General features: G+C 73.0%; 18 protein-coding genes, 1 tRNA gene and 2 pseudogenes. 16 read left to right on the forward strand and 5 right to left on the reverse strand.

All coding sequences use genetic code 11. The features are described 5' to 3' along the window. The first annotated feature begins 61 nt into the window (after positions 1-61). Positions 62-658: an Lrp/AsnC family transcriptional regulator gene (locus O7606_RS22340; protein WP_281595982.1), complete on the forward strand. Its 597-nt coding sequence runs from the start codon at positions 62-64 to the stop codon at positions 656-658. On the opposite strand, the pseudogene O7606_RS22345 reads toward O7606_RS22340, so the two are convergent. Then, positions 654-1,631, reverse strand: a pseudogene (locus O7606_RS22345) (helix-turn-helix domain-containing protein); the annotation flags it as partial. The gene O7606_RS22340 and the pseudogene O7606_RS22345 overlap by 5 nt on opposite strands. 71 nt (positions 1,632-1,702) lie before the next feature. Here O7606_RS22345 and O7606_RS22350 point away from each other — a divergent pair. The 9 genes and pseudogenes from O7606_RS22350 (at position 1,703) to O7606_RS22390 (ending at position 11,547) form a co-directional block, all read left to right on the forward strand. Next, complete coding sequence (locus O7606_RS22350) at positions 1,703-2,932, forward strand: MFS transporter (RefSeq protein WP_281595983.1); 1,230 nt, start codon at positions 1,703-1,705, stop codon at positions 2,930-2,932. A 115-nt stretch (positions 2,933-3,047) separates the two neighbouring features. Then, on the forward strand, positions 3,048-4,475 hold the full coding sequence (locus O7606_RS22355) for a PQQ-binding-like beta-propeller repeat protein (RefSeq protein ID WP_281599809.1): 1,428 nt from the start codon (positions 3,048-3,050) through the stop codon (positions 4,473-4,475). A 71-nt stretch (positions 4,476-4,546) separates the two neighbouring features. Beyond that, positions 4,547-6,217 (forward strand): fumarate hydratase, encoded by a 1,671-nt coding sequence (locus O7606_RS22360; protein WP_281595984.1) that lies wholly within the window; start codon positions 4,547-4,549, stop codon positions 6,215-6,217. Positions 6,218-6,433: 216 nt separating this feature from the next. Beyond that, positions 6,434-6,565, forward strand: a pseudogene (locus O7606_RS22365) (XRE family transcriptional regulator); the annotation flags it as partial. 29 nt (positions 6,566-6,594) lie between these two features. Beyond that, entirely contained in the window at positions 6,595-8,004 is a 1,410-nt protein-coding gene (locus O7606_RS22370) for a class II fumarate hydratase (protein ID WP_281595985.1), read from the forward strand. A 10-nt stretch (positions 8,005-8,014) separates the two neighbouring features. After that, the gene (locus O7606_RS22375; protein WP_281595986.1) at positions 8,015-8,410 is read left to right on the forward strand and encodes a pyridoxamine 5'-phosphate oxidase family protein; all 396 of its coding nucleotides are present in this window, start codon (positions 8,015-8,017) and stop codon (positions 8,408-8,410) included. An 89-nt stretch (positions 8,411-8,499) separates the two neighbouring features. After that, a complete protein-coding gene (locus O7606_RS22380) occupies positions 8,500-9,066 on the forward strand; it encodes a GNAT family N-acetyltransferase (RefSeq protein ID WP_281595987.1) in 567 nt (188 codons plus the stop codon). 17 nt (positions 9,067-9,083) lie between these two features. After that, the gene (locus O7606_RS22385; protein ID WP_281599810.1) at positions 9,084-9,761 is read left to right on the forward strand and encodes an HAD family hydrolase; all 678 of its coding nucleotides are present in this window, start codon (positions 9,084-9,086) and stop codon (positions 9,759-9,761) included. Positions 9,762-9,861: 100 nt separating this feature from the next. Further along, a complete protein-coding gene (locus tag O7606_RS22390; protein WP_281595988.1) occupies positions 9,862-11,547 on the forward strand; it encodes a S8 family serine peptidase in 1,686 nt (561 codons plus the stop codon). 107 nt (positions 11,548-11,654) lie between these two features. Here O7606_RS22390 and O7606_RS22395 read toward each other — a convergent pair whose 3' ends face one another. Together O7606_RS22395 and O7606_RS22400 are read right to left on the reverse strand one after the other, a co-directional pair. Continuing rightward, the gene (locus O7606_RS22395; RefSeq protein ID WP_281595989.1) at positions 11,655-13,040 is read right to left on the reverse strand and encodes a hypothetical protein; all 1,386 of its coding nucleotides are present in this window, start codon (positions 13,038-13,040) and stop codon (positions 11,655-11,657) included. A gap of 313 nt (positions 13,041-13,353) precedes the next feature. Continuing rightward, positions 13,354-14,016, reverse strand: coding sequence for a helix-turn-helix domain-containing protein (locus O7606_RS22400; RefSeq protein ID WP_281599811.1), 663 nt, complete (start codon positions 14,014-14,016; stop codon positions 13,354-13,356). A 252-nt stretch (positions 14,017-14,268) separates the two neighbouring features. On the opposite strand from O7606_RS22400, the gene cysS reads away from it, so the two are divergent. Continuing rightward, complete coding sequence (gene cysS / locus O7606_RS22405) at positions 14,269-15,684, forward strand: cysteine--tRNA ligase (RefSeq protein ID WP_281595990.1); 1,416 nt, start codon at positions 14,269-14,271, stop codon at positions 15,682-15,684. Continuing rightward, entirely contained in the window at positions 15,684-16,817 is a 1,134-nt protein-coding gene (rlmB, locus tag O7606_RS22410) for a 23S rRNA (guanosine(2251)-2'-O)-methyltransferase RlmB (protein WP_281595991.1), read from the forward strand. Before cysS ends, rlmB begins: the two co-directional genes overlap by 1 nt. Before the next feature lie 105 nt (positions 16,818-16,922). Here rlmB and ugpC read toward each other — a convergent pair whose 3' ends face one another. Beyond that, positions 16,923-18,014 carry a sn-glycerol-3-phosphate ABC transporter ATP-binding protein UgpC gene (gene ugpC, locus O7606_RS22415; RefSeq protein WP_281595992.1) on the reverse strand — a complete coding sequence of 364 codons (1,092 nt, stop codon included), beginning with the start codon at positions 18,012-18,014 and terminating at the stop codon, positions 16,923-16,925. Between the two features lie 373 nt (positions 18,015-18,387). Here ugpC and O7606_RS22420 point away from each other — a divergent pair. Then, positions 18,388-18,461 (forward strand) — tRNA-Thr (locus O7606_RS22420). 26 nt (positions 18,462-18,487) lie between these two features. Here the strand turns inward: O7606_RS22420 and O7606_RS22425 are convergent. Then, positions 18,488-18,769 carry a hypothetical protein gene (locus tag O7606_RS22425; protein ID WP_281595993.1) on the reverse strand — a complete coding sequence of 94 codons (282 nt, stop codon included), beginning with the start codon at positions 18,767-18,769 and terminating at the stop codon, positions 18,488-18,490. A gap of 87 nt (positions 18,770-18,856) precedes the next feature. On the opposite strand from O7606_RS22425, the gene O7606_RS22430 reads away from it, so the two are divergent. The 3 genes from O7606_RS22430 to O7606_RS22440 all read left to right on the forward strand — a co-directional run bounded on the left by O7606_RS22430 (position 18,857) and on the right by O7606_RS22440 (position 22,431). Next, positions 18,857-19,258 (forward strand): AraC family transcriptional regulator, encoded by a 402-nt coding sequence (locus O7606_RS22430; RefSeq protein ID WP_281595994.1) that lies wholly within the window; start codon positions 18,857-18,859, stop codon positions 19,256-19,258. A 34-nt stretch (positions 19,259-19,292) separates the two neighbouring features. Beyond that, positions 19,293-19,706 carry a VOC family protein gene (locus tag O7606_RS22435; protein WP_281595995.1) on the forward strand — a complete coding sequence of 138 codons (414 nt, stop codon included), beginning with the start codon at positions 19,293-19,295 and terminating at the stop codon, positions 19,704-19,706. 349 nt (positions 19,707-20,055) lie between these two features. Beyond that, the gene (locus tag O7606_RS22440) at positions 20,056-22,431 is read left to right on the forward strand and encodes a M4 family metallopeptidase (RefSeq protein WP_281595996.1); all 2,376 of its coding nucleotides are present in this window, start codon (positions 20,056-20,058) and stop codon (positions 22,429-22,431) included. Positions 22,432-22,499: the final 68 nt, after the last annotated feature.

Genomic DNA, 22,499 nt, shown 5'->3' on the forward strand with positions numbered 1-22,499 from the left:
CGGGTGGGCAACAGTCAGCTCCGACCCTGGTCAGGTTGCACATTTGGTACGGTTCCCACCCGTGAGCACTGGGCAGGATGTACAGCTCGACCGACTCGACGTCAGGCTCGTCGAGCTGCTCGCCGCCGAGCCACGGATCGGGGTGCTGGAGTGTTCCCGCCGGCTCGGCGTGGCCCGGGGCACCGTGCAGGCACGGCTGGACAAGCTGGTCGACCGGGGCGTGGTGACCGGGTTCGGGCCGGACATCTCCCCGGCCGCCATCGGGTTCGCGGTGACCTCGTTCGTCACCCTGGAGATCAGCCAGCGGCAGGGGCACGATCCGGTGACCGCGCATCTCGCCGCGATCCCCGAGGTGCTGGAGGCGCACACCATCACCGGCGCCAGTGACGTGCTCTGCCGCATCGTGGCCCGGTCGAACGCCGACCTCCAGCGGGTCATCGACCAGATCGTCGCGCACCCCGGGATCTCCCGGGCGTCGACGATCATCGCGTTGGCCGAGCAGCTTCCGTACCGGGTGCTGCCGCTGGTCCGCTCGGCGGTGACGGAAGGCCGGGAGCAGCCGGCGGCACGGGAGCAGCCGGCGGCGGGAGCCCGGGAGCGGTCGGGGGTGGCACGGGAGCAGCCGGCGGGGCGGGAGCGTCCGGGTCGGCCCCGCTGAGGGCGTCGCCGAGCGGGGTGCGGGTGTAGCGGACGTCGCGGCCGGCGCGGGTCCGGGTGACCAGGCCGGCGCCCCGCAGCACCGCCAGGTGGCCACCGACGCTGCCCAGCGGCAGGTCGAGCTGCCGGACGAGCTGACTGGTGGTGGCCGGGGCGGCCAGCGCCCGCAGCACCGTCGCCCGGGAGCGGCCGAGCAGCCGGTCCAGCGCGTCCGGCGGGCGGTCCGGCTCGGGCGGGCCGAGCAGGTCGGCCACGCCGGAGGCCGGGTACACCAGCGCGAACGGCCACGGCGGCTCGACATAGTTGATCATCGTGCCGAACACGGTCGGCACGAACAGCAGCCCCCGGCCGCCCAGCGAGTACGTGCCCGGGTCCCGGTCGGCCACCACGATCGTGCCCAGCGGGCCACCCGGCTCCCAGCTCAGCCGGGGATCGAGGCCGGCGACCGCGGCGCCCCAGCCGTACGTGACCAGACGTCCGGCGCGCTGGACGAGGTCCCGTTCCAGGATGGTGCGCAGCCGGGGCCAGTCCGGCTCGACCAGGGTCGTCCAGACCGCCTCGATCGCGTCCGCCACCCGGTCCACCATGTCCGGCGCGGCGTAGATCCGCTGCGCGTACGCCGGCGGGGTGGGCAGCCCGGCCAGGTTGCGGGCCAGCTCGGCCCGGGCCTGCGCCAGCGGGGTGGCCCGGACCACGGCCAGCTCGTCGGCGAAGCTGCGCCCGACGCCGTCCGGCGGCGGCTGGACGAAGTCGGCGTTGTACCCGCGGCGGCGCAGCAGGGCCAGCAGCGCGCCCACCGCCGGCACGTGCCGGCGCAACCGTTCGTACGTCGGGCGGACCCGCGCCGTCCACGGGGCGAGCCCCGGCGGGCTGTGCTGCCCGGCGCACGCCCGCAGCGCCGACATCGCCTCGCCGAGCGGGGAGATGGCGTACCGGCTCGCCGCGATGTCCGCCGGGCTAACCTGAATGCGCACGTCAGGCCCTACCTTTCGGGTACGGACGAAAGGATAGAACGTCCGGCGGAACCCGACCAGGATCACCGGTCGTGACCACTGCCCGCACCGCCCCGGCCCCCGAGCGGCCGGCCACCTTCCGGGACGTCTTCGCCGTCGCCGAGTTCCGGGCGCTCTTCGCCGGCTTCGGGATCTTCCTGATCGGCGAGACGGTCAAGATGCTCGCCCTGTCCGTGCTCGTCTACGAGCGCACCGGCTCCGGGCTGATCGCCGCGCTGGCGTACGTCACCGGCTTCCTGCCGTACGCGGTCGGTGGGGTGTTCCTGCTCGCCCTCGCCGACCGCTGGCCGCCGCGCGCCCTGATGGTCGGCTACGACCTGCTGCGGCTGGCCCTGGTGGTGGTGCTCGCCGCCGGCGTGCTACCCCCGGCCGGCATGCTCGGGCTGGTCTTCGTCGTCGGCCTGTTCGGGCCGGTCAGCAGCGCCGCCCGCACCGCCCTGCTGCCGGAGATCCTGCACGGCGACGCGTACGTGCTGGGCCGGTCGCTGTTCACCGTGCTCTCCGGCGGCACCCAGGTCGTCGGGTTCGCCGTCGGCGGGCTGCTGCTCGGCCTGGTCGGCCCGTACGGCGCGCTCTGGCTGACCGCCGTCACCTGCGCGATCTCCGCCCTGCTGATCCGGCTCGGCCTGCGTCGCCGGCCCCGCCGCGACCGTGGGTCGGCCGGCCCGGTCCGGGAGACCTGGCGGGGCAACCGGGAACTGCTCGCCGACCGGCGGGTCCGGGGACTGCTGCTGGCCCAGTGGCTGCCCGGCTCGATGCTGGTCGGGGCCGAGGCGGTCGCCGTGCCGTACGCCGCCGAACTGGGTCCCGGGGCCAGCGCCGGCGTGCTGCTGATGGCCGGCGCGTTCGGGATGCTCCTCGGTGACCTGGTGGTGGGCCGGTTCGTCGCCCCCGCCGCCCGGGAACGGCTCGGCCCGTGGCTGGCGCTGCTGCTCGGCGTGCCGATGCTGGTGTTCCTGCTGCGACCCGGTCTGGCCGTCGCCGCCGTGCTGTTCGGGGTGGCCGCCGCCGGCTTCGCCTACCAGCTCGGTCTGGCCCGCCGGTTCCTCGACGCCGTCCCGCCGACCCGGCGCGGCCAGGCGTTCGGGCTGGTCAGCACCGGACTGATGGCCACCCAGGGGCTCGCCGCGGCGGGCGCGGGCGCGCTCAGCGAGCTGACCGGCCCGGCCGTGGCGATGGCCGCCGCCGGCGTCGCCTCCCTCGCCTGCACCCTCCTGCTGTGGCGGGTGCTGAAGGCCGGGAAGGAGCCGCCCGGCAGGTAGCGGGGACGCGACACGGCCGTACGGGTGGCGCGGAAGCGGTGTGGATCTGGCTACGGTGTCCGGTGTGGCTCGGGAAGGCGGTCGATGCGTCGGCTGCTACGTGGTTCTGGCGGTGATCGCGTTGGTGGCGCTCACCGTCAGTGGCGTGTGGAACCCGTGGCCCGGCCTGTGGGACGCGGTCAACCGCAGCCAGCCGATCTCCGAGCCGGACGTGACCTGGCAGCGGCGCATCGGCGGCACGCCGAAGAGCGTCACCATCGCCGGGGACGCCGTCGTGGTCGAGCAACGGACCCGGGTGGAGGGCCGCAGCCTCGCCACCGGCGCGCCGTTGTGGGAACGCAAGGCGGACTGGGCGGCGGTCGCCGGGGGTGGCCGCGACTCCGTGGTCGCGGTGGGCAAGCTCCTGGTCAAGGGGTACGAGCTGCTCGACCCGACCACCGGCGCGGCGCTCCGCCGCGACGAGGCGGCGGTGGGCGTCTGGACGTACCGGAACCTCCTGCTGGACGCCCGCTGCGCGCAGGCCACCGACTGCACGGTGAGCGCCTGGGACCCGCGCGGGACCCGGCCCCTCTGGACGGCGTTCCTGCCCGGCGTGGAGAGCGGGTTCTTCGCCGACAACCCGGACCTGCTCGGCACCCGACGGCTGGGCGGGCACCGGATCGACCCCGGCGCGGCCGGCCCCGAGCCGGTGCCCGCCCTGCTCGGGTTCCCGGTCGACGGCCGGGTGCACGTGCTGGAGACGGCGACCGGGCGGGTGGTGCGCGACGTCGAGCCCGCCCGGGAGGAACGCCTGGTCACCGTGGGTGGGCGGCTGCTGCGGATCGCTGCCCGATCCCAGGACGGCACGTGCTACTTCAGCATCTCCGGGCAGGACGTCGCCACCGGCCGGGAGGTGTGGCGGCGGGACGGACTCAACCTGCGGACCGCCGACAACGCCGGCTGCGTCCAGCGGGAGGACCCGCAGGGCGCGCGGAACGTGGTGGTCGGGGTGGCCCCGGACGCCCGCGAGACGGTGGTCGACGCGTACGACGGACGGCTGCTCTGGGTGGGCGTGGTGGGGGAGAAGCTGCTCGCCGTCGACGACCGGCACGTGCTGGCCCGGACGAAGGACAGACGCTCGGTCGTCGGGCGGGAGTTGGGCGGTGACCGCCCCCGGTGGAGCCGGAAGGTCGGCGAGAAGGTGTCCGGGGCGCTCACCCCGTACGCGGTGGTGCTCAGCGAGGACGGCCCGTCCCGGATCGTCGCCGTCGACCCGCGCGACGGCAGGGCGCTGGCGAACCTCCGTACCTCGGCGAACGTGCTGGCCGTGGGGCCGGCCGGCATGGTGGTCGGCGAGGGCCGGGAGATCGGGTACGTCAGGTTCGCCGGCGCGGCCGGCGGCGGGCCGCCCGACGGTGGGGCGCGCCCACCGGGCGGCGTCGACGGCGGCGGCTCGCGGCCGGGCGACGGCCCGGGCGGTGACCCGGGTGGCGGACCCGCCCCGGTGGAGAGCTGCGGCCCGAAACGTGCGGGCTGCCCGGACCCGCCCGGCAAGGACGGTTGACTGAGAGCGGTGTCGCACGACTCACCCGGCGGGTAGGACGGGCCGACCGTACTGCCCTAGGCTTTCCGCTCATGAGCAGTGCCGCCGCGTTCACCTACGCCCCCTTGCTCCCGGTCGGTCCCGATCAGACGGAGTACCGCCTGGTCACCGACGAGGGGGTCGACGTCGTCAACGGTCCGGGTGGCCGGCGGTTCCTCACCGTCGAGCAGTCCGCGCTCACCGCGTTGACCGCCGAGGCGATGCACGACATCGCGCACTTCCTGCGCCCGGCCCACCTGGCCCAGTTGCGGTCGATCATCGACGATCCGGCGGCGTCGCCGAACGACCGGTTCGTCGCCCTGGACCTGCTGCGCAACGCCAACATCGCGGCCGGCGGCGTGCTGCCCATGTGCCAGGACACCGGCACCGCGATCGTGATGGGCAAGCGTGGCCGGCACGTGCTCACCGACGGCGCGGACGCGGAGGCGATCTCGCGGGGCGTGTACCAGGCGTACACAAAACTGAACCTGCGCTACTCGCAGCTCGCCCCGCTGACCATGTGGGAGGAGCGCAACACCGGCAGCAACCTGCCGGCCCAGGTCGACCTGTACGCCGAGGACCCGGACGGCCACCCGGACGCGTACAAGTTCCTGTTCATGGCCAAGGGCGGCGGCTCGGCCAACAAGTCGTACCTCTACCAGGAGACCAAGGCGCTGCTGAACCCGACCCGGATGATGCGGTTCCTGGAGGAGAAGCTGCGGCTGATCGGCACCTCGGCCTGCCCGCCGTACCACCTGGCCGTCGTCGTCGGCGGCACCTCCGCCGAGTACGCGCTGAAGACCGCCAAGTACGCCTCCGCGAAGTACCTCGACGCGCTGCCCACCGAGGGGTCGATGGCCGCGCACGGCTTCCGTGACCTGGAGTTGGAGGCCGAGGTCCTGGAGCTGACCCGCAACTTCGGCATCGGCGCGCAGTTCGGCGGGCGGTACTTCTGCCACGACGTGCGGGTGGTCCGACTGCCCCGGCACGGCGCGTCCTGCCCGGTGGCGATCGCGGTGTCCTGCTCGGCGGACCGGCAGGCGGTCGCCAAGATCACCCCGTCGGGCGTGTGGCTGGAGCGGCTGGAAACCGACCCGGCCCGCTTCCTGCCCGAGGTCACCGACGAGACCCTGGACACCGAGCAGGTCGTCCGGGTGGACCTGAACCGCCCGATGGCCGAGATCCGCGCCGAGCTGTCCAAGTACCCGGTGAAGACCCGGCTGTCGCTGACCGGCCCGCTGGTCGTCGCCCGGGACATCGCCCACGCCAAGATCGCCGAGCGGTTGGACGCGGGCGAGCCGATGCCGCAGTACCTGCGCGACCACGCCGTCTACTACGCCGGCCCGGCGAAGACCCCCGAGGGGTACGCGTCCGGCTCGTTCGGCCCGACCACCGCCGGCCGGATGGACGCGTACGTGGAGAAGTTCCAGGCGGCCGGCGGCTCGCTGGTCATGCTGGCCAAGGGCAACCGGTCCGCCCAGGTGACCCGCTCCTGCCACCAGCACGGCGGCTTCTACCTCGGCTCGATCGGCGGCCCGGCGGCCCGGCTCGCCCAGGACTGCATCAGGCACGTGGAGGTCCTCGAATACCCCGAGCTGGGCATGGAGGCGGTCTGGAAGATCGAGGTGGAGGACTTCCCGGCGTTCATCGTGGTGGACGACAAGGGCGAGGACTTCTTCGCCGAGGTCACCAAGCCCGTCCTCACCATCGGCGCCCGCCGCTGACCGCCGCAGACCCGGTTCACGCCCCTGACGCTGTGGGAGCCGCTTGACGTGCCGGTCCTGGGCGTCCGGCGCCGCGTCGGCTCTGCGGGAGGGGTGTGCTCGCCGCTGCCTTTGGAGCTGCCCCGGATCCGGGGCAGCTCCAAAGGCGAGCAATCCATGCCTCTTCTCTCCGGCGACACCCTTGACCGAGGCCGCTCGCTAGAAGTACGTCCGAAGCTCGTGGGCAAGTGGGTCGGTTTCGGCAAGGAGATGGACGTGAACACCGGCCCGTGGGAGCTGGTGTTCCGGGACGCGAACACGAACAAGGCGACGCTGGCGACCTACGACCGCCGACCTGAGCCGGAGTAGACCTGCGACGATCCGGCGGGCGGGGCAGGATGGAGGGCGTGACGACTCCTGAGGACGTGGGCTACCGGATCGAACGCGACTCGATGGGCGAGGTGGAGGTGCCCGCCGACGCACTGTGGCGGGCCCAGACCCAGCGGGCCGTGCAGAACTTCCCGATCTCCGGGCGCGGCATCGAGTCCGCCCAGATCCGCGCGCTGGCCCAGATCAAGGGCGCGGCGGCCCAGGTCAACGCCGAGCTGGGCGTGCTCGACGCCGAGGTGGCGACGGCGATCGCCACCGCCGCCGCGCACGTCGCCGACGGCGGGTACGACGACCAGTTCCCGATCGACGTGTTCCAGACCGGCTCGGGCACCTCGTCGAACATGAACACCAACGAGGTGATCGCCACCCTGGCCACCCGCGAGCTGGGCCGGGACGTGCACCCGAACGACGACGTCAACGCCTCGCAGTCCAGCAACGACGTGTTCCCGTCCTCGATCCACCTGGCGGCCACCCACGCGGTCGTCCACGACCTGCTGCCCGCGCTGACCCACCTCGCCGGAGCGCTGGAGGCCAAAGCCGCCGAGTTCGAGACGGTGGTCAAGGCCGGGCGGACCCACCTGATGGACGCCACCCCGGTCACCCTCGGCCAGGAGTTCGGCGGCTACGCCGCGCAGATCCGGTACGGCGTCGAGCGGCTGGAGTCGGCCCTGCCCCGGCTGGCCGAGCTGCCGCTGGGCGGCACCGCCGTCGGCACCGGCATCAACACCCCGCTGGGCTTCGCCGCCGCCGTGATCGGGAAGCTGCGCGAGTCGACCGGGCTGCCGGTGAGCGAGGCGCGCAACCACTTCGAGGCGCAGGGCGCGCGGGACGCGCTGGTGGAGACCTCCGGCCAGCTCCGTACCGTCGCGGTCGGCTTCTACAAGATCGCCAACGACGTACGCTGGATGGGGTCCGGCCCCCGCGCCGGCCTGCGCGAGCTGCGCATCCCCGACCTCCAGCCCGGGTCGTCGATCATGCCGGGCAAGGTGAACCCGGTGGTCGCCGAGGCGGTCCGGCAGGTCTGCGCCCAGGTGGTCGGCAACGACGCCACGGTCGCCTTCGCCGGCTCGCAGGGCGACTTCGAGCTGAACGTGATGCTGCCGGTGATGGCCCGCAACCTGCTGGAGTCGATCCGACTGCTGGCCGCGTCCGCCCGGCTGTTCGCCGACCGCTGCGTGGCCGACCTGGCCGCGAACGCCGACGTGTGCCTGGCGTACGCGGAGGGCTCGCCGTCGATCGTCACCCCGCTCAACCGCCACCTCGGGTACGACGAGGCCGCCTCGATCGCCAAGGAGGCCCTGGCCAAGGAGCTCTCGATCCGGGAGGTGGTGCTCGCCCGGGGCCACGTGGACAGCGGCAAGCTCACCGAGGACCAGCTCGACGAGGCGCTGGACGTGCTTCGGATGACCCACCCCTGACCGGCCGACCATGACGTCTCCGCTCGACGAGGCGGTGCTGGCCCGGCTCGACCGGGACCGCAACGTCTGGCTCTGCACCCTGCGCTCCGACGGCTCCCCGCACGTCACCCCGGTCTGGTTCGTCCACCGGCAGGATCGGTGGTGGATCTGCACCGGCGCCGGCAACCGCAAGCTCCGCAACGTCGGCACCGATCCACGCGTCTCGCTGGCGCTGGAGGACGGCGACGCGCCGGTGGTCGCGGAGGGCGCCGTCACCGTGCTCCGGGACTCCTTCCCGGCCGAGGTCGTCACGGCCTTCCGCGACAAGTACGGCTGGGACGTGACCGGCCCGGACCAGCCGCCGGGCGGCAACGTCCTGCTCCAGGTCACCGTCACCCGCTGGCTGCTCGCCGGCGTCGCGCGCTGAGGCGTCCCACCCGTCGGGCGGCGGTCCGGCCAGCGGGGCGCGGCAGAAATGCGTGGCCCGGTCAGCCAGGGCAACGGCATCATGCCACCATGACCGAGGCGGACACCCCGGACGGGACCGTGCTGGACACCGGGCGGCTGCGGCTGCGCCGGTTCACCCCGGCCGACCTCGACCACCTGGTGGAGTTGGACGCCGACCCGGAGGTCATGCGGTACCTGACCAACGGCCGACCCACCCCGGCCACCGTGGTCCGGGACGAGCTGCTGCCCCGCGTCCTCGCCGAGTACGACAGGACGCCGGGCCTCGGCCGATGGGCCGCTGTCAGCCGCGCCGACGGCGACTTCCTCGGCTGGTTCGCGCTCGACCCGCCGCCCGGTGACGACCCGACCGAGGCCGAGCTGGGCTACCGGCTCCGCCGGGCGGCCTGGGGGCGGGGGCTCGCCACCGAGGGCGCCCGCGCCCTGGTCCGGTACGCCTTCGACCAGCTCGGACTGCGCCGGGTCCGGGCCGAGACCATGGCGGTGAACGTCCGCTCCCGCCGCGTCCTGGAGCGGGCCGGCCTGCGGCTCGTCCGCACGTTCCACCTCACCTGGGACGACCCGATCCCCGGCACCGAGCACGGCGAGGTCGAGTACGAGATCCTCCGCCCCGAATGACGGGAGGCGCCGCTTTCGTGGTCAGCGTGGTGGTGTTCGACGCCGACGAGACGCTCGTGGACCTGCGACCGGCGGTGACCGGCGCGCTGGTGGCCGTACTGGAGGAGATGCGGCGGGTGAACCCGGCGGCGGCCGAGGTCGGGCTCGCGGAGCTGGAGGCGGACTGGGATGAGGCGTTCGGCGCGCGCCGTGCCGAGCCCGTGACGCGACTCCGGCGGGCCGCGTTGGCCCGGTCGCTGGCGCGGGTCGGGCTGGCCGACGACGTGGATCGCTTCGCCGAGCTGTTCTTCGCTCGACGGTTCGCGCTGACCCGGCCCTACCCGGACGTGCTGCCCGCGCTCGCCGCGCTGCGACCACGGGTCACCCTCGGTTACGCCACCAACGGCAACAGCCGGGCGGAACGCTGCGGCCTGGCCGGCGCGTTCGCCTTCGAGGTGTACGCGCACCAGAACGGCCTGCCGAAGAAGCCCGCGCCGGAGTTCTTCGCGGCGGTGGTCGCGGCGGCCGGAGTGCTCCCGTCCGAGGTGCTGCACGTGGGGGACTCGCCCGCCCTCGACGTGGCGGCCGCCCAGCGGGCCGGGCTGCGCGCGGCCTGGCTGAACCGGCGCGGCGAGACGTGCCCGGTGGAGGTGACCCCGGACGCGACGGTCTCCACGTTGACCCAGTTGGTGGAGCTGATCGACCGGTCGGCGTGACGACCGCGGTAATCGCATCAATGTGTGGCTTCCTCTAGCGAAGATCAGGGACGATGCGGTCTGATGGCTGCCACGTCCCTCAACGAGAGGATCTGATGTGGTGAGCAAGCGCTTCACCGCCGGCGCCGTGGCTACCGCGACGGCGCTGGCACTTACGGTCACCGGCCCGACCGGTCCGGCCGGCGCCGAGCAGACCGCTGCCCGGACCTTCACCGTGGTCGCCGAGGAGGGGGTCACCGCAGACGCGGCGATCGCGGCGATCCGGGCGGCCGGCGGCTCGGTCGTGTCCCGCACCGACGAGGTCGGCATCTTCCAGGTCAGCAGCGACCGGGCCGACTTCGCCGCCAAGGCCAACGCCACCGGCGCCCTGCTCGGCGTGAGTGAGCGGAAGGCCATCGGGCGCAAGCCCAAGCTGGACCGGGTCGAGCAGGAACACCTGCTGGCCGCGACGAGGAAGGCGGCGAAGAAGCCCGCCAAGCACAAGGGCTTGGACCCGCTGGACGACAAGCTGTGGGGCCTGGAGATGATCCGGGCCGACAAGTCCCGCAAGATCGAACCCGGTGACCGCCGGGTGAAGGTCGGCATCCTCGACACCGGTGTCGACGCCGGCAACCCCGACATCGCGCCCAACTTCGACTGGTCGCTGTCCCGCAACTTCGCTCCCGACCTGGTGGACGTGGACGGGCCGTGCGAGGTGGCGAGCTGCGTCGACCCGGTCGGCACCGACGACAACGGGCACGGCACCCACGTCGCCGGCACGATCGGCGCGGCGGCCAACGGGTTCGGCATCTCCGGGGTCGCCCCGAACGTCTCGCTGGTCGAGCTCAAGGGCGGCCAGGACTCCGGCTACTTCTTCCTCGACCCGGTGGTCAACTCGCTGGTGCACGCGGCCAACAGCGGCCTCGACGTGGTCAACATGTCGTTCTACGTGGACCCGTGGCTCTTCAACTGCACGGCCAACCCGGCCGACGCGCCGGAGGACCAGGCCGCGCAGCGGGCGACCATCGCGGCGATGAAGCGGGCTCTGACCTACGCGCACCGCAAGGGCGTCACCCTGGTCGGCGCGCTCGGCAACAACAACGAGGACCTCGGCGCCCCGCGTGCCGACGACTCCAGCCCGAACTACGGCCGCGACCCGTACCTGCGGCCGATCGACAACGAGAGCTGCTGGAACCTGCCCACCGAGGGCCCGAACGTGATCAGCGTGTCGTCGCTCGGCCCGTCGTACAAGAAGTCGGACTTCTCGAACTACGGCACCGAGCAGACCGCCGTCGCCGCGCCGGGCGGCTGGTTCCGGGACGGGTTCGGCACCGACACGTACCGGACCGACGCGAACATGATCCTCTCGGCGTACCCGAAGCACGTCCTCCAGGAGGAGGGCTCGGTCGACGCCGACGGCAACATCGTGGCCGGCGCCGAGACCTTCGTCTTCAAGGACTGCAAGGCCAACGGTGAGTGCGGCTACTACACCTACCTCCAGGGCACGTCGATGGCCGCGCCGCACGCCTCCGGGGTCGCCGCGCTGATCGTCAGCAAGTTCGGCAAGAAGGAGCGTCGGGACGGCTTCGGCATGGACCCGAAGCTGGTGGAGCAGCACCTCTACCGTACGGCCGCCGAGCGGGCCTGCCCGGAGCCGCGCCTGCAGCAGTACCGCAACGAGGGCCGGGACGAGACGTACGACGCCTACTGCGCCGGCAGCCTCAACTTCAACGGCTTCTACGGCTACGGCGTTATTGACGCCTACGCCGCCGTGAAGACCCCCCTGAAGCCCAACGCCCGCCCCTGACACCCGTCTTCTCCGCTCCAGTTCAGGGAAACTGCGGCATCCGGCGCCTCGGATGCCGCAGTTTCGCTGTTGTGGTGGCTGGGTCATCTCCGCCGTGGGGATCGGGGTCATCGCCGCCAGCCGCGGGCGGCCAGGACGGCCCGGACCTCCCGGAGCACCGCCGGGAAGTCGTGACGCAGCCGCCGGCTGGTCACGTGCAGCACCAGCCAGCCGGCGCCGACCAACTGGTTCAACCGGAGCCGGTCCCGGTGCAACTGCTCCGGACTGGCGTGCCACTGACCGTCGTACTCGACGGCGACCTGGAACTCCGGCCAGGCCAGGTCGGGGTGCACGACCAACCCCGACGCCAACCGGACCGGATACTGGGTGACCGGTCGGGGCAACCCGGAGAGCACCAGCCGGGCCCGCAGGTGCGACTCGGGCGGTGACTGCGCGCCCGGGTCGACGAAGTCGAACACCCGCAACGCCTGCCGACCACCCGGTCGACCGGCGTTACGTTCGCCGAGGTCGACGAGCGCCGCCCGGGTGGTCAGCCCGAGCGCCAGCATCGTGTCGATGACGGCGATCGCGTGGAGCGGATCCTCCCAGGCCGCGGTCTCCCAGGCGGCCCGGGCCGGCGAACTCGTCGGCACCGCCCTCGCCGCTCCCGCCATGCCAGGAAGGTCTGCCGCCGCCCCGGCCATGCCGGGAATGTCTGCCGCCGCCCCGGCCATGCCGGGAATGTCTGCCGCCGCCCCGGCCATGCCGGGAAGGCCCGCTGCCCCGGCCGTTTTCGGGCGGCCCGCTGCCCGTGCCGCCGGTGGGCGGTCCGCTGCCCTGGCTGGTTCCCGGCTGCCTGCTGCCCGGGCCGCCCCCCGGCCGCCCGCAACCCCGGTCGCGGCGGTGGCGTGAGCCGGTCCGGTGGTGTCGATCGGGCCGAACGCGACCGTCGTGCCAGTCGGTGTCGGCCGTGACATCGGGGCGGGCCGATCACGGTGGGCTGACCTCGGCGAGGTGGTCGAGCCGACCAGCGCCGACGCGGCGGTCACCCCGCCCGCCCCGCCCCCGCCCACCATGCCCCCGCCCACCATGCCCCCGCCCACCCCGCCCCCGCCCACCATGCCGGCCGACCACCGGGCCGACGGCGCGGGCGTGTGGCAGCCGAGCGGCGCCCCGGTGGTGTGCACCCGCACCCCCTTCCGAGCGCCCATCCGCGCCGGATGCGGGATCAGCACGTGCACGTCGGACTCGAAGGTCGCCGCGTGCGTGACCCCGTGCAGGTAGGCGGCGGAGGAACCGGCGATCATGCCCCCGGACGGCAGGACGAGCGCGGTGGCCCGGCAGGCCAGCGCGTGATCCTGGGGCAACCGGGCGTCGGCGTAGAGGTCGTGGCCCAACCGCAGCCAGGCTCTGCTGCGGAGCTGGTGACGGGTGATCAGGCCGTGGCGTACGACGTCCGCGCCACGGAAGACCTGCCAGACGAGGGCATCGGGGCGGTGCGGCGAGGGAGGCATACCGGCAGCCTGCACCGGTGGTGGCGACTCCGCTACCCCCTGTGGACAACTGCGTCCCCTCGATCAACTCTGCCCTGTGGACAACACCCGAACCGCCGCCGGATGTGTTAGGGGCGCCCCGCCGAGAGGCCTGAGATTGAGGCGCGGACGAGGTGGCACGCGTGGTGGCGCGCCGGACGTTTCCTTGGAAACGGGGTGACGTCGCGACGATAGCCCCTATTTCCCGGAAATGGCCTCGCCGGCGGGGCCGTCCTCGCCAGCGGGGACGGTGGGGACGGTGGGGACGGCGGGACGTGGGTCAGGAGAGGGGTGGTCAGGAGAGGGCGCGGGTGATCGCGGCGGCGGCGGAGAGCACCTGCTCGCCGACCGTGTCGGCGTCCAGCGGGGCCAGGGCGACCACGCCGACGCTCGCCTCCAGGCCGGGTACCCCGAGCACCGGTGCGGCCACGCCGTACGCCCCGGGTTGCAGTTCCCCGGCGGTGGTCACCGGGCCGGCGGACCCGGCGCGACCGGCGAGGATGGCCCGGCCGGCCGCGCCGCGTTCCAGTGGGTGCCGCGACCCCGACCGGTACGCCACGTGGAACGACGTCCAGCTCGGCTCGACCACGGCCAGGGCGACGCCCTCGCCCCCCTCGACGATGGTCAGGTGCGCGGTGGCGCCGGACTGCTCGGCCAGCCGGCGCAGGGCGGGCAGCGCTCCTTCGGCGAGCAGCGGCTGGGCCCGGCGGGCCAGGTGCAGCACGCCCGCGCCGAGCCGGAGTCGCCCAGCGCCGTCGCGGCGCAGCATGCCGTGCTCGGTGAGCGCGCTGACCAGCCGGTAGACCGCGGCCCGGCCGATGCCGAGCCGGTGCGCCGCCTCGGTGACGGTCAGGCCGCCGGTGGCGTCGGCGACCAGGTGGAGCAGTCGCAGCCCCCGGTCCAGGGTCTGCGCCGTCTCCCCGCCGGCCCGCCCGCCCGTCGGCCCGCCTGGCGGCAGGGTCGCGTGCCCGCCCGCCGGCCCACCCGCCGGCCCGCCCGCGTGCCCGCCCGCCGGCAGGGTCGCGGCGGTCGGTGACGATGACGTGTCCGCGCCGGTCGGGCCGGCGGGCGGCGGGGGCGTGCCGGTTGGCCCGGCGGGCGCTGCCGCGCCGGTCGTCGGGCCGTCGGGGCGTGCGGCCGTCTCCACAGCAGGAAGCGTACGGCCCGGCACCGGACGGCCCGGAAGTGTGGGGACCGTTACCCTTGTACGGTGACGCTGCGCCTGTATGACACCGCCTCCCGATCGGTGCGGGATTTCGTCCCGCTGGAAGCCGGCAGGGTGGGGGTCTACCTGTGTGGTCTCACCCTCCAGGCGCCGCCACACATCGGTCACCTTAGATCAGGCGTCAACTACGACGTGTTGCGGCGCTGGCTGCTGGCGAAGGGTTTCGAGGTCACCTTCATCCGCAACCTGACCGACATCGACGACAAGCTGCTGGTCAAGTCGTGCGAGCAGGATCGACCGTTCTGGTCGATCGCGTACGACAACGAGGTGATCCTCGCCGCCGCGTACCGGGCGCTCAACGTGTTGCCGCCCACCTACGAGCCGCGCGCCACCGGGCACGTCCCGGAGATGCACGAGCTGATCGCCACGCTCGTCGATCGCGGGCACGCCTACCCGGCGACGGACGGCTCCGGCGACGTCTACTTCGACGTCGCCTCCTGGCCGGCGTACGGCGAGTTGTCCGGTCAGTCGCCGGACGCCATGCAGTCGGCCGGGGACGCCCCGGACCGGGGCAAGCGGGATCCGCGCGACTTCGCGCTGTGGAAGGGCGTCAAGGCGGACGAGCCGGGTGACGCGTACTGGCCGTCGCCGTGGGGGCGGGGCCGTCCCGGCTGGCACATCGAGTGCTCGGCGATGTGCTGGCGTTACCTGGGCGGGGAGTTCGACATCCACGGCGGCGGGCTCGACCTGACCTTCCCGCACCACGAGAACGAGATCGCCCAGTCCCGGGCCGCCGGGCTGCCGTTCGCCCGCTACTGGGTGCACCACGGCCTGCTCAGCCTCGGCGGGGCCAAGATGGGCAAGTCGGCGGGGAACGCTCTCGACCTGGCGTACGTCGACTCGCTCGGGGTGCGCCCGGTGGAGTTGCGTTACTACTTCGCCTCGGCGCACTACCGGTCCCGCATCGACTACACCGAGGATGCGCTGCGCGAGTCGGCGACCGCGTACCGGCGGGTCGAGGGTTTCGTGCAGCGGGCCGCCGAGCGGGTCGGTCCGGGCGCGCCGGGTGGGCTGCCGCCGGAGTTCGTCGAGGCGATGGACGACGACCTGAACACGTCCGCCGCGTTGGCCGTCCTGCACGACCTGGTCCGGGACGGCAACACCGCCCTGACCGGCGGGGACGATGTGACGGTCCGCACCACGCTGGCCGCCGTCCGGGCGATGCTGGCTATTCTCGGGGTCGATCCCCTGGACGCCGCCTGGACGGGCGGCGGTCGTGGCGACGACCTGCGTGGCGTCGTGGATTCTCTGGTCGCGCTGGCCCTGGAGCAGCGTGCCCAGGCGCGCAGCCGTAAGGACTGGGCCGCCGCCGACGCGGTCCGCGACCAGCTCAAGCAGGCCGGTGTGGTGGTCGAGGACACCCCCCAGGGCCCCCGTTGGACTATTGGAGAGCAGGACTGATGCCCGGCAACTCACAGCGCCGTGGCCGGCGACTCACCCCCAAGCAGGGGGCCCCGAAGGGTTCCGGCGGCAAGAACCGCGACTCGCTCGCCGGGCGGGGCAGGACCCTCCCCGCCGACGAGCGCCCGTGGCACAAGGCGTACTCGGGTACCGAGCAGGTGCCCCAGCGGACGGCCTGGAAGCAGGACAAGGAGCGCCGCGCCGCCGCCGAGGAGGGCCGCGCGCCCAAGATCGGCCAGCCCGGCACCAAGGACACGACGTGGGGCAAGGGCAGCCGGGCCGGAGTGCCGCTGCGTAACAGTGGCGGTCGGGGCGCCGGCCGATCCACCGGCGCCGGGCGGGGCGGTGGCCCACGGGTGGCGCCGGGCCGGAAGTCGAACCCGGCGAAGGACGGCCCCGAGCTGCTGGTCGGCCGGAATCCGGTGCTGGAGTCGCTGCGCGCCCTGGTGCCGGCGACCGCGCTCTACACGGCGCAGGGCATCGACGTCGATGACCGGATCAAGGAGATCATCCGGACGGCCGCCGATCGGGGCATCGCCAACCTGGAGGTCAGCCGGGCCGAGCTGGACCGGATGACCGGCGGGGTGCTGCACCAGGGCGTCGGCCTCCAGGTGCCGCCGTTCGCGTACGAGCCGTTCGAGGATCTGGTCGCCGCCGCGCTGGAGCAGACCGCGCCGCTGCTGGTGGCGCTGGACGGGGTCACCGACCCGCGTAACCTCGGCGCGGTGATCCGTTCGGCCGCCGCGTTCGGCGCGCAGGGGGTCTTCGTGCCGGAGCGGCGGGCCGCCGGGATCACCGCCACCTCCTGGCGGACCAGCGCGGGCGCGGTGGCCCGGGTGCCGGTGGCCCAGGTGACCAACCTGACCCGGTCGTTGAAGGCCTGCCAGAACGCCGGGTTCATGGTGGTCGGGCTGGACGCCGACGGCGAGACCGACCTGTACGACCTGGAGGCGGCCGTCGGTCCGCTGGTCGTGGTAGTCGGCTCCGAGGGGCGGGGGCTGTCCCGGCTGGTCGGCGAGACGTGCGACCTGACCGTCAGCATCCCGATGGTCTCCGACGTCGAGTCGCTCAACGCCAGCGTCGCCGCCGCGGTCACCCTCGCCGAGGTGGCCCGCCGCCGCGCCGCCGCCTGATCCGGTCGCGCCGCCGGTCACCGACCCGGTGCGTCGCGTCCGTCACCTGCGACAACGAGAAGGGGGCGGCCCGCCGATCGGCGGGCCGCCCCCTTCTCCGTCACATCAGATCCGGTGCCCGGTGGCGGCGTTGAACACGTGGGTACGGCCGGGGCGCGGCTTGACGAACACGGTGTCACCCATGTTCGGCATGGCCCGCCGGTCGGTACGCACCACGAACCGCTCGTTCGCGCCTTCCAGCGCGGCGTGGCCGTAGACGTTGGCGTCGGAGCCGAGGTCCTCGACCAGCTCGACGACGACGGGCATGCCGCCCTCGGTCGGGCTGACCAGGTCGCAGTCCTCCGGACGGAAGCCCACGGTCACCTTGCCGTTGCCGCCCTCGGCGCGGGCCGCCTCGACCTGCCTGCGGTCCAGCGGGATGAGCATCTCGGCGAACGAGGCGCCGTTCTCGCCCAGCGGCACGGTCTTGATGTTCATGGCGGGGGAGCCCATGAAGCCGGCGACGAAGACGTTGGCCGGGGTGTCGTAGAGCGCCCGGGGGGTGTCCACCTGCTGGAGGACGCCGTCGAGCATGACCGCCACCCGGTGACCCATGGTCATCGCCTCGACCTGGTCGTGGGTGACGTACACGGTGGTGACACCCAACTTGGCCTGCAACGACGCGATCTGGGTACGGGTCTGCACCCGGAGCTTGGCGTCGAGGTTCGACAGGGGCTCGTCCATGAGGAAGACCTGGGGCTCCCGGACGATGGCCCGGCCCATCGCGACCCGCTGGCGCTGGCCGCCGGAGAGGGCCTTCGGCTTCCGGCCGAGGAACTCCTCGAGCTGGAGCAGGCTGGCCGCTTCCTTCACCCGCCGGTCGATCTCCGCCTTCGAGGTCTTGCGGAGCTTGAGCGCGAACGCCATGTTCTCGTACACCGTCATGTGCGGGTAGAGGGCGTAGTTCTGGAAGACCATCGCGATGTCGCGGGCCTTCGGCGGCAGGTGCGTGACGTCGCGCTGGTCGATGTAGATCGAGCCCTCGTCGACGTCCTCCAGGCCGGCGAGCATCCGCAGGCTGGTGGACTTGCCGCAACCGGAGGGGCCGACCAGGACGAGGAACTCGCCGTCGCCGATCTCCAGGTCGAGCTGGTTGACGGCGGGACGCTCGGTGCCCGCGTAGATGCGGGACGCCTTGGCGTAGGTGACCGTGGCCATGAGGGGTGCTTCCTTTCACCGGCAGGAACGTGCCGGACGATCCGAGTGAAGGAGCGACCGGCGCGGTGCCGCGCCGGCCAACCGGGCGAAACCCGGCAACTGAGGGGCGCCGGAATGTCGTCCGTGTCACTGCACGGTAAACGGGATTTCCTCCGCTGCCAAGGCGGGGGGCAAGGGATGGGACCGACGACATTCGCATACCGGTCAGTCAGGCACGCACGGCCATCAATCGCTCGTAAATTGGCTGCGTTGCGTGCACCCTGGCGTCACAACCCGGCCCCGGGTGTCGCATCGGATCACGTTTCCGGTGCTGAGGGCCCTGGTGAAGGAGGAAATCCGGACGCCAGTCGCTATGCTGACCACGGACGCACGCGCCCCTGTAGCTCAGCTGGCCAGAGCACTCGCCTTGTAAGCGAGATGTCGCCGGTTCGATCCCGGCCGGGGGCTCCTTTTCCCGTTGGTTTCGGGTCCGTTCAGCCCTGGACGGACCCGACCGGCGGACCCCACCCGCCCGACGTCGACCCCTCCGGGGTCGACCCGCCGCCCGTGGACCGGCCGACGTCGCCGCCCGTGGACCGGCCGACCTGGGCGTACGTGATCACGCGGTGCCGGGCGGCGAGCCGGTCCACCCGGGCCGGGGGCCAGGTCGTCGCGGTGGCCTCCGCGCCCGTGACGAGCGGTGGCGGCGCCCCGACCGGCCCGAGCGCCCACGCCCGCAGCCGGTACGGCGCTGCCACGTCGACGCTGAACTCCATAGTAGACATTGTGCCTCAGTGGCGGCGGCTTCGCCCGTTGGTCGGTGAGCAGGCAATTCGTCGTAGGCTGGCGGCCGTGATGGGCGGATGAGCCGCGCGGTGGAGCAGTCCAACCGGGCGATGCTGCGGGCCCGGGACGCGATGGACCGCTCGTACGCCGAGCCACTGGACGTTCCCACCCTGGCCCGGATCGCGCACGTCTCCCCGGCGCACTTCATCCGGACGTTCCGGGCGACCTTCGGTGAGACGCCGCACCGTTACCTCCAGCGTCGCAGGGTCGAACGCGCGATGTCGCTGCTGATGACGACGGACCGGGACGTCACGGACATCTGCTACGCGGTCGGCTTCGGCAGCCTCGGCACGTTCAGCCGCACCTTCCGGGGGATCGTCGGCGAGTCGCCCACCGCGTTCCGGCGGCGTCGGGCGGCTGCCGACGCCGTGCCGAGCTGCTTCGCCAAGGCCTGGACCCGGCCCAGCAGTTTTGGATAAGCAGCAGGTCAGCGCGGGGCTCTACGGTGCTCGCATGACGATGATGAACGCGATCAGCCGCTCCCAGATCTTCGTGCTCGACCAGGACGAGGCCCTCGACTTCTACGTCGGCAAGCTCGGGCTGGAGGTGCACACCGACGTCGACCTCGGCTTCATGCGCTGGCTCACGGTGAACGTCCCGGGCGACCGCGAACGGGAGATCCTGCTGGAGAGGCCCGGTCCGCCGGCGCTGGACCCGGCCACCGCCGAGCAGGTGCGGGAGCTGCTCACCAAGGGCGCCGCGGGCGGCTACCTCTTCATGACCACCGACGACGCGTACCAGACGCACGCGGACCTGGTGGCGAAGGGCGTGGACATCACCGACGAGCCGACCGAGCGTCCGTACGGCATCGACTTCGGTGTCCGTGATCCCTTCGGCAACCGGATCCGCGTCGGCCAGATGTTCTGAGACCGGCCGGGCCGCCGTCCCCCGCAGGCCGCGGCGGGTCCCCACCCCGTTCCGGTGCGCCCCGGCCGGCCGTGGGGACCTGTCGCGTCGGCTCCCGGGACGAGATCGTCGGCCGAACATCCACTGCGGACCCTCAACCAGGCAAACGATCTTGACATCTGTCGACCGGGCTGGTCTCATGCCGTTCGGACGGGCGACGAGACCCTGCGGACCCACCGCCGGGAAACCGTGTCCGGCCGGACGGCCGGGTGTCGACGGGGGACACCTCCACCTCATCTTTCATGCCTCCCTCGGTCGCCACGTCCACCTGCGTGACTGACTGTCACACCTCTGCCTGCCAGGAGGGCATGTGAGAAGATCCCTCGCCGCTGTCAGCTCGGCGCTGCTCGCCAGCAGCCTGCTGACCGGCGTCGCCGCCACCCCGGCCCAGGCGGCGCCCACGCCCGCCGACCCGGACGCCGCCGCCCGCTCCGCGCTGCGGGCCAACCCCGCCGTGGTCAAGGGCAGCAACCGCGAGTCGTACGCGGCGCACCGCACCACGGTCGACCGCGACGGCGCCGGCCACGTCCGCTACACCCGTCGCTACCAGGGCCTGCGGGTCGCCGGTGGGGACTTCGTCATCCACACCACGCCCGGCGGCGGGTACGCCGGCTCGTCGGTCGGCCTGACCACCCCGCTGACCCTGGACGTCAAGCCGACGTTCCCGGCCGCCTCGGCGAAGACGCTGGCCGCGGCGCGGTTCAAGGGCCGACGCACCTCGGTGGGCACGCCGGAGCTGTTCGTCGACGCCACCTCCGGCAAGGGCCGGCTGGCCTGGGAGACGGTGATCACCGGCTGGCAACCGGACGGGCAGACCCCGTCCCGTCTCCACGTCGTCGTCGACGCCACCACCGGCCGGCTGATCGGCACGTACGACGAGATCGCCATGGTCGCCGGCACCGGGTACGGCGTGCACGGCGGCCAGGTCACCATCGACACCGTCGCCGCCAACGGCAGCTACACGCTCACCGACCCGGTGCGCGGCGACGGCTCCACCTGCGACATGGGCAACGACACCGTCACCTGCGCGCCCTTCACCGACGCCGACAACGTCTGGGGCAGCGGCACCGTCGGCAGCCGACAGTCGGCGGCGGTGGACGCGCACTACGGGGCGGCGAAGACGTACGACTACTTCAAGAACGTGCACGGCCGCGACGGCGTCTTCGGCGACGGCCGGGGCGTGCGCAGCCGGGTGCACTACGGCGACAACTACGACAACGCCTTCTGGGACGGCCTCCAGATGACCTACGGGGACGGTTGGGGCAACGCCAGCCCGCTGGTCTCCCTGGACATCGCCGGGCACGAGATGACCCACGGCGTCACCGACAACGTGGTCCCCGGCGGTCTCACCTACGCCGGTGAGGCCGGCGGTCTCAACGAGGCCACCAGCGACATCTTCGGCACCGCCGTCGAGTTCTACGCCAACAACCCCACCGACCCGGGTGACTACCGGATCGGCGAGAAGCTCGGCCCGGCGCTGCGGGTCATGTACAACCCGGCGCAGGACGGCGTCTCGGACAGTTGCTGGTCGACCGCCACCGCCGGCAAGGACGTGCACTTCTCGTCCGGCGTCGGCAACCACTTCTTCTTCAACCTGGCCGAGGGCACCGGGGCCACCCCGTACGGCACGTCGCCGGTGTGCGGCTCGGCCCCGGCGGTCACCGGGATCGGCCGGACCAGGGCGGAGCGGATCTGGTGGCGGGCGCTGGACGTCTACTTCACCTCGAACACGTCGTACGTGAACACCGCCAACCCGGGCAACACCGCACGGGCGTACACCCTGCGGGCGGCGGCCGACCTGTTCGGCGGCTGCGGCGTCGAGTACCGGGCCGTCCAGGCGGCCTGGACGGCGGTGAACGTCGCCGGCGGCGACGCGGCCTGCACGGCGGCGGACGGCTTCTCGCTGACCCTGACGCCGACCAGCACGGCGGTCAACGCGGGCGAGTCGGCGACGGCCGGGCTCACCCTGGCCACCACCGGCGGGGCGGCGCAGCCGGAGGTCACGTTCTCGGTCAGCGGCCTGCCGGCCGGTGCGACCGCCTCGTTCAGTCCGACGGTGACCAGCTCCGACGGCCAGACCACGCTGACCGTCACCACGGCCGCCGGCACCCCGGCGGGCAGCTACCCGGTCACGGTCACCGCCACCGGAGCGACGGTCACCCGGACGGCCAGCCTCACCCTGATCGTGTACGGGCCGGGCGGCGTCTGCCCGGTCGGGCAGCAGCTCGTCGACCCCGGCTTCGAGTCGGGCGGCACGGGTTGGACGGCCACCCCCGGAGTGGTCGGGCAGTTCGGCGCGGTCGGCCAGCCGGCCCGCACCGGCGTCTGGAGCGCCTGGCTGGGCGGTCACGGCCGGACCAGCACCGACTCGCTCGACCAGCGGCTCGCCCTGCCGGCCGGCTGCGCCACCTACACGCTCAGCTACTGGATGAGCGTGCGGACGGCGGAGACCAGCACCACCAAGGCGTACGACACGATCAGGGTGCAGGTGCTCGACGGGTCCGGGGCGGTGCTGGCCACCCTGGCCACGTACTCGAACCTCAGCCGCAGCGACGGGTACGTGTCCCGGAGCCTGTCGCTGGCCCCGTACCAGGGACAGAGCGTGACGCTGCGGTTCGTGGCGACCGAGGACGTGTCGTTGCAGACCTCGTTCGTCCTGGACGATCTCGCGGTGACCATCGCCTGATCCCGGTGATCCACCGGCCGGACCGACCGTCCGGCTGACCGGCGCCCGGCGGGGCCCGGCGACCACCC

The organism is Micromonospora sp. WMMD882 (assembly GCF_027497255.1).
GTDB lineage: Bacteria > Actinomycetota > Actinomycetes > Mycobacteriales > Micromonosporaceae > Micromonospora.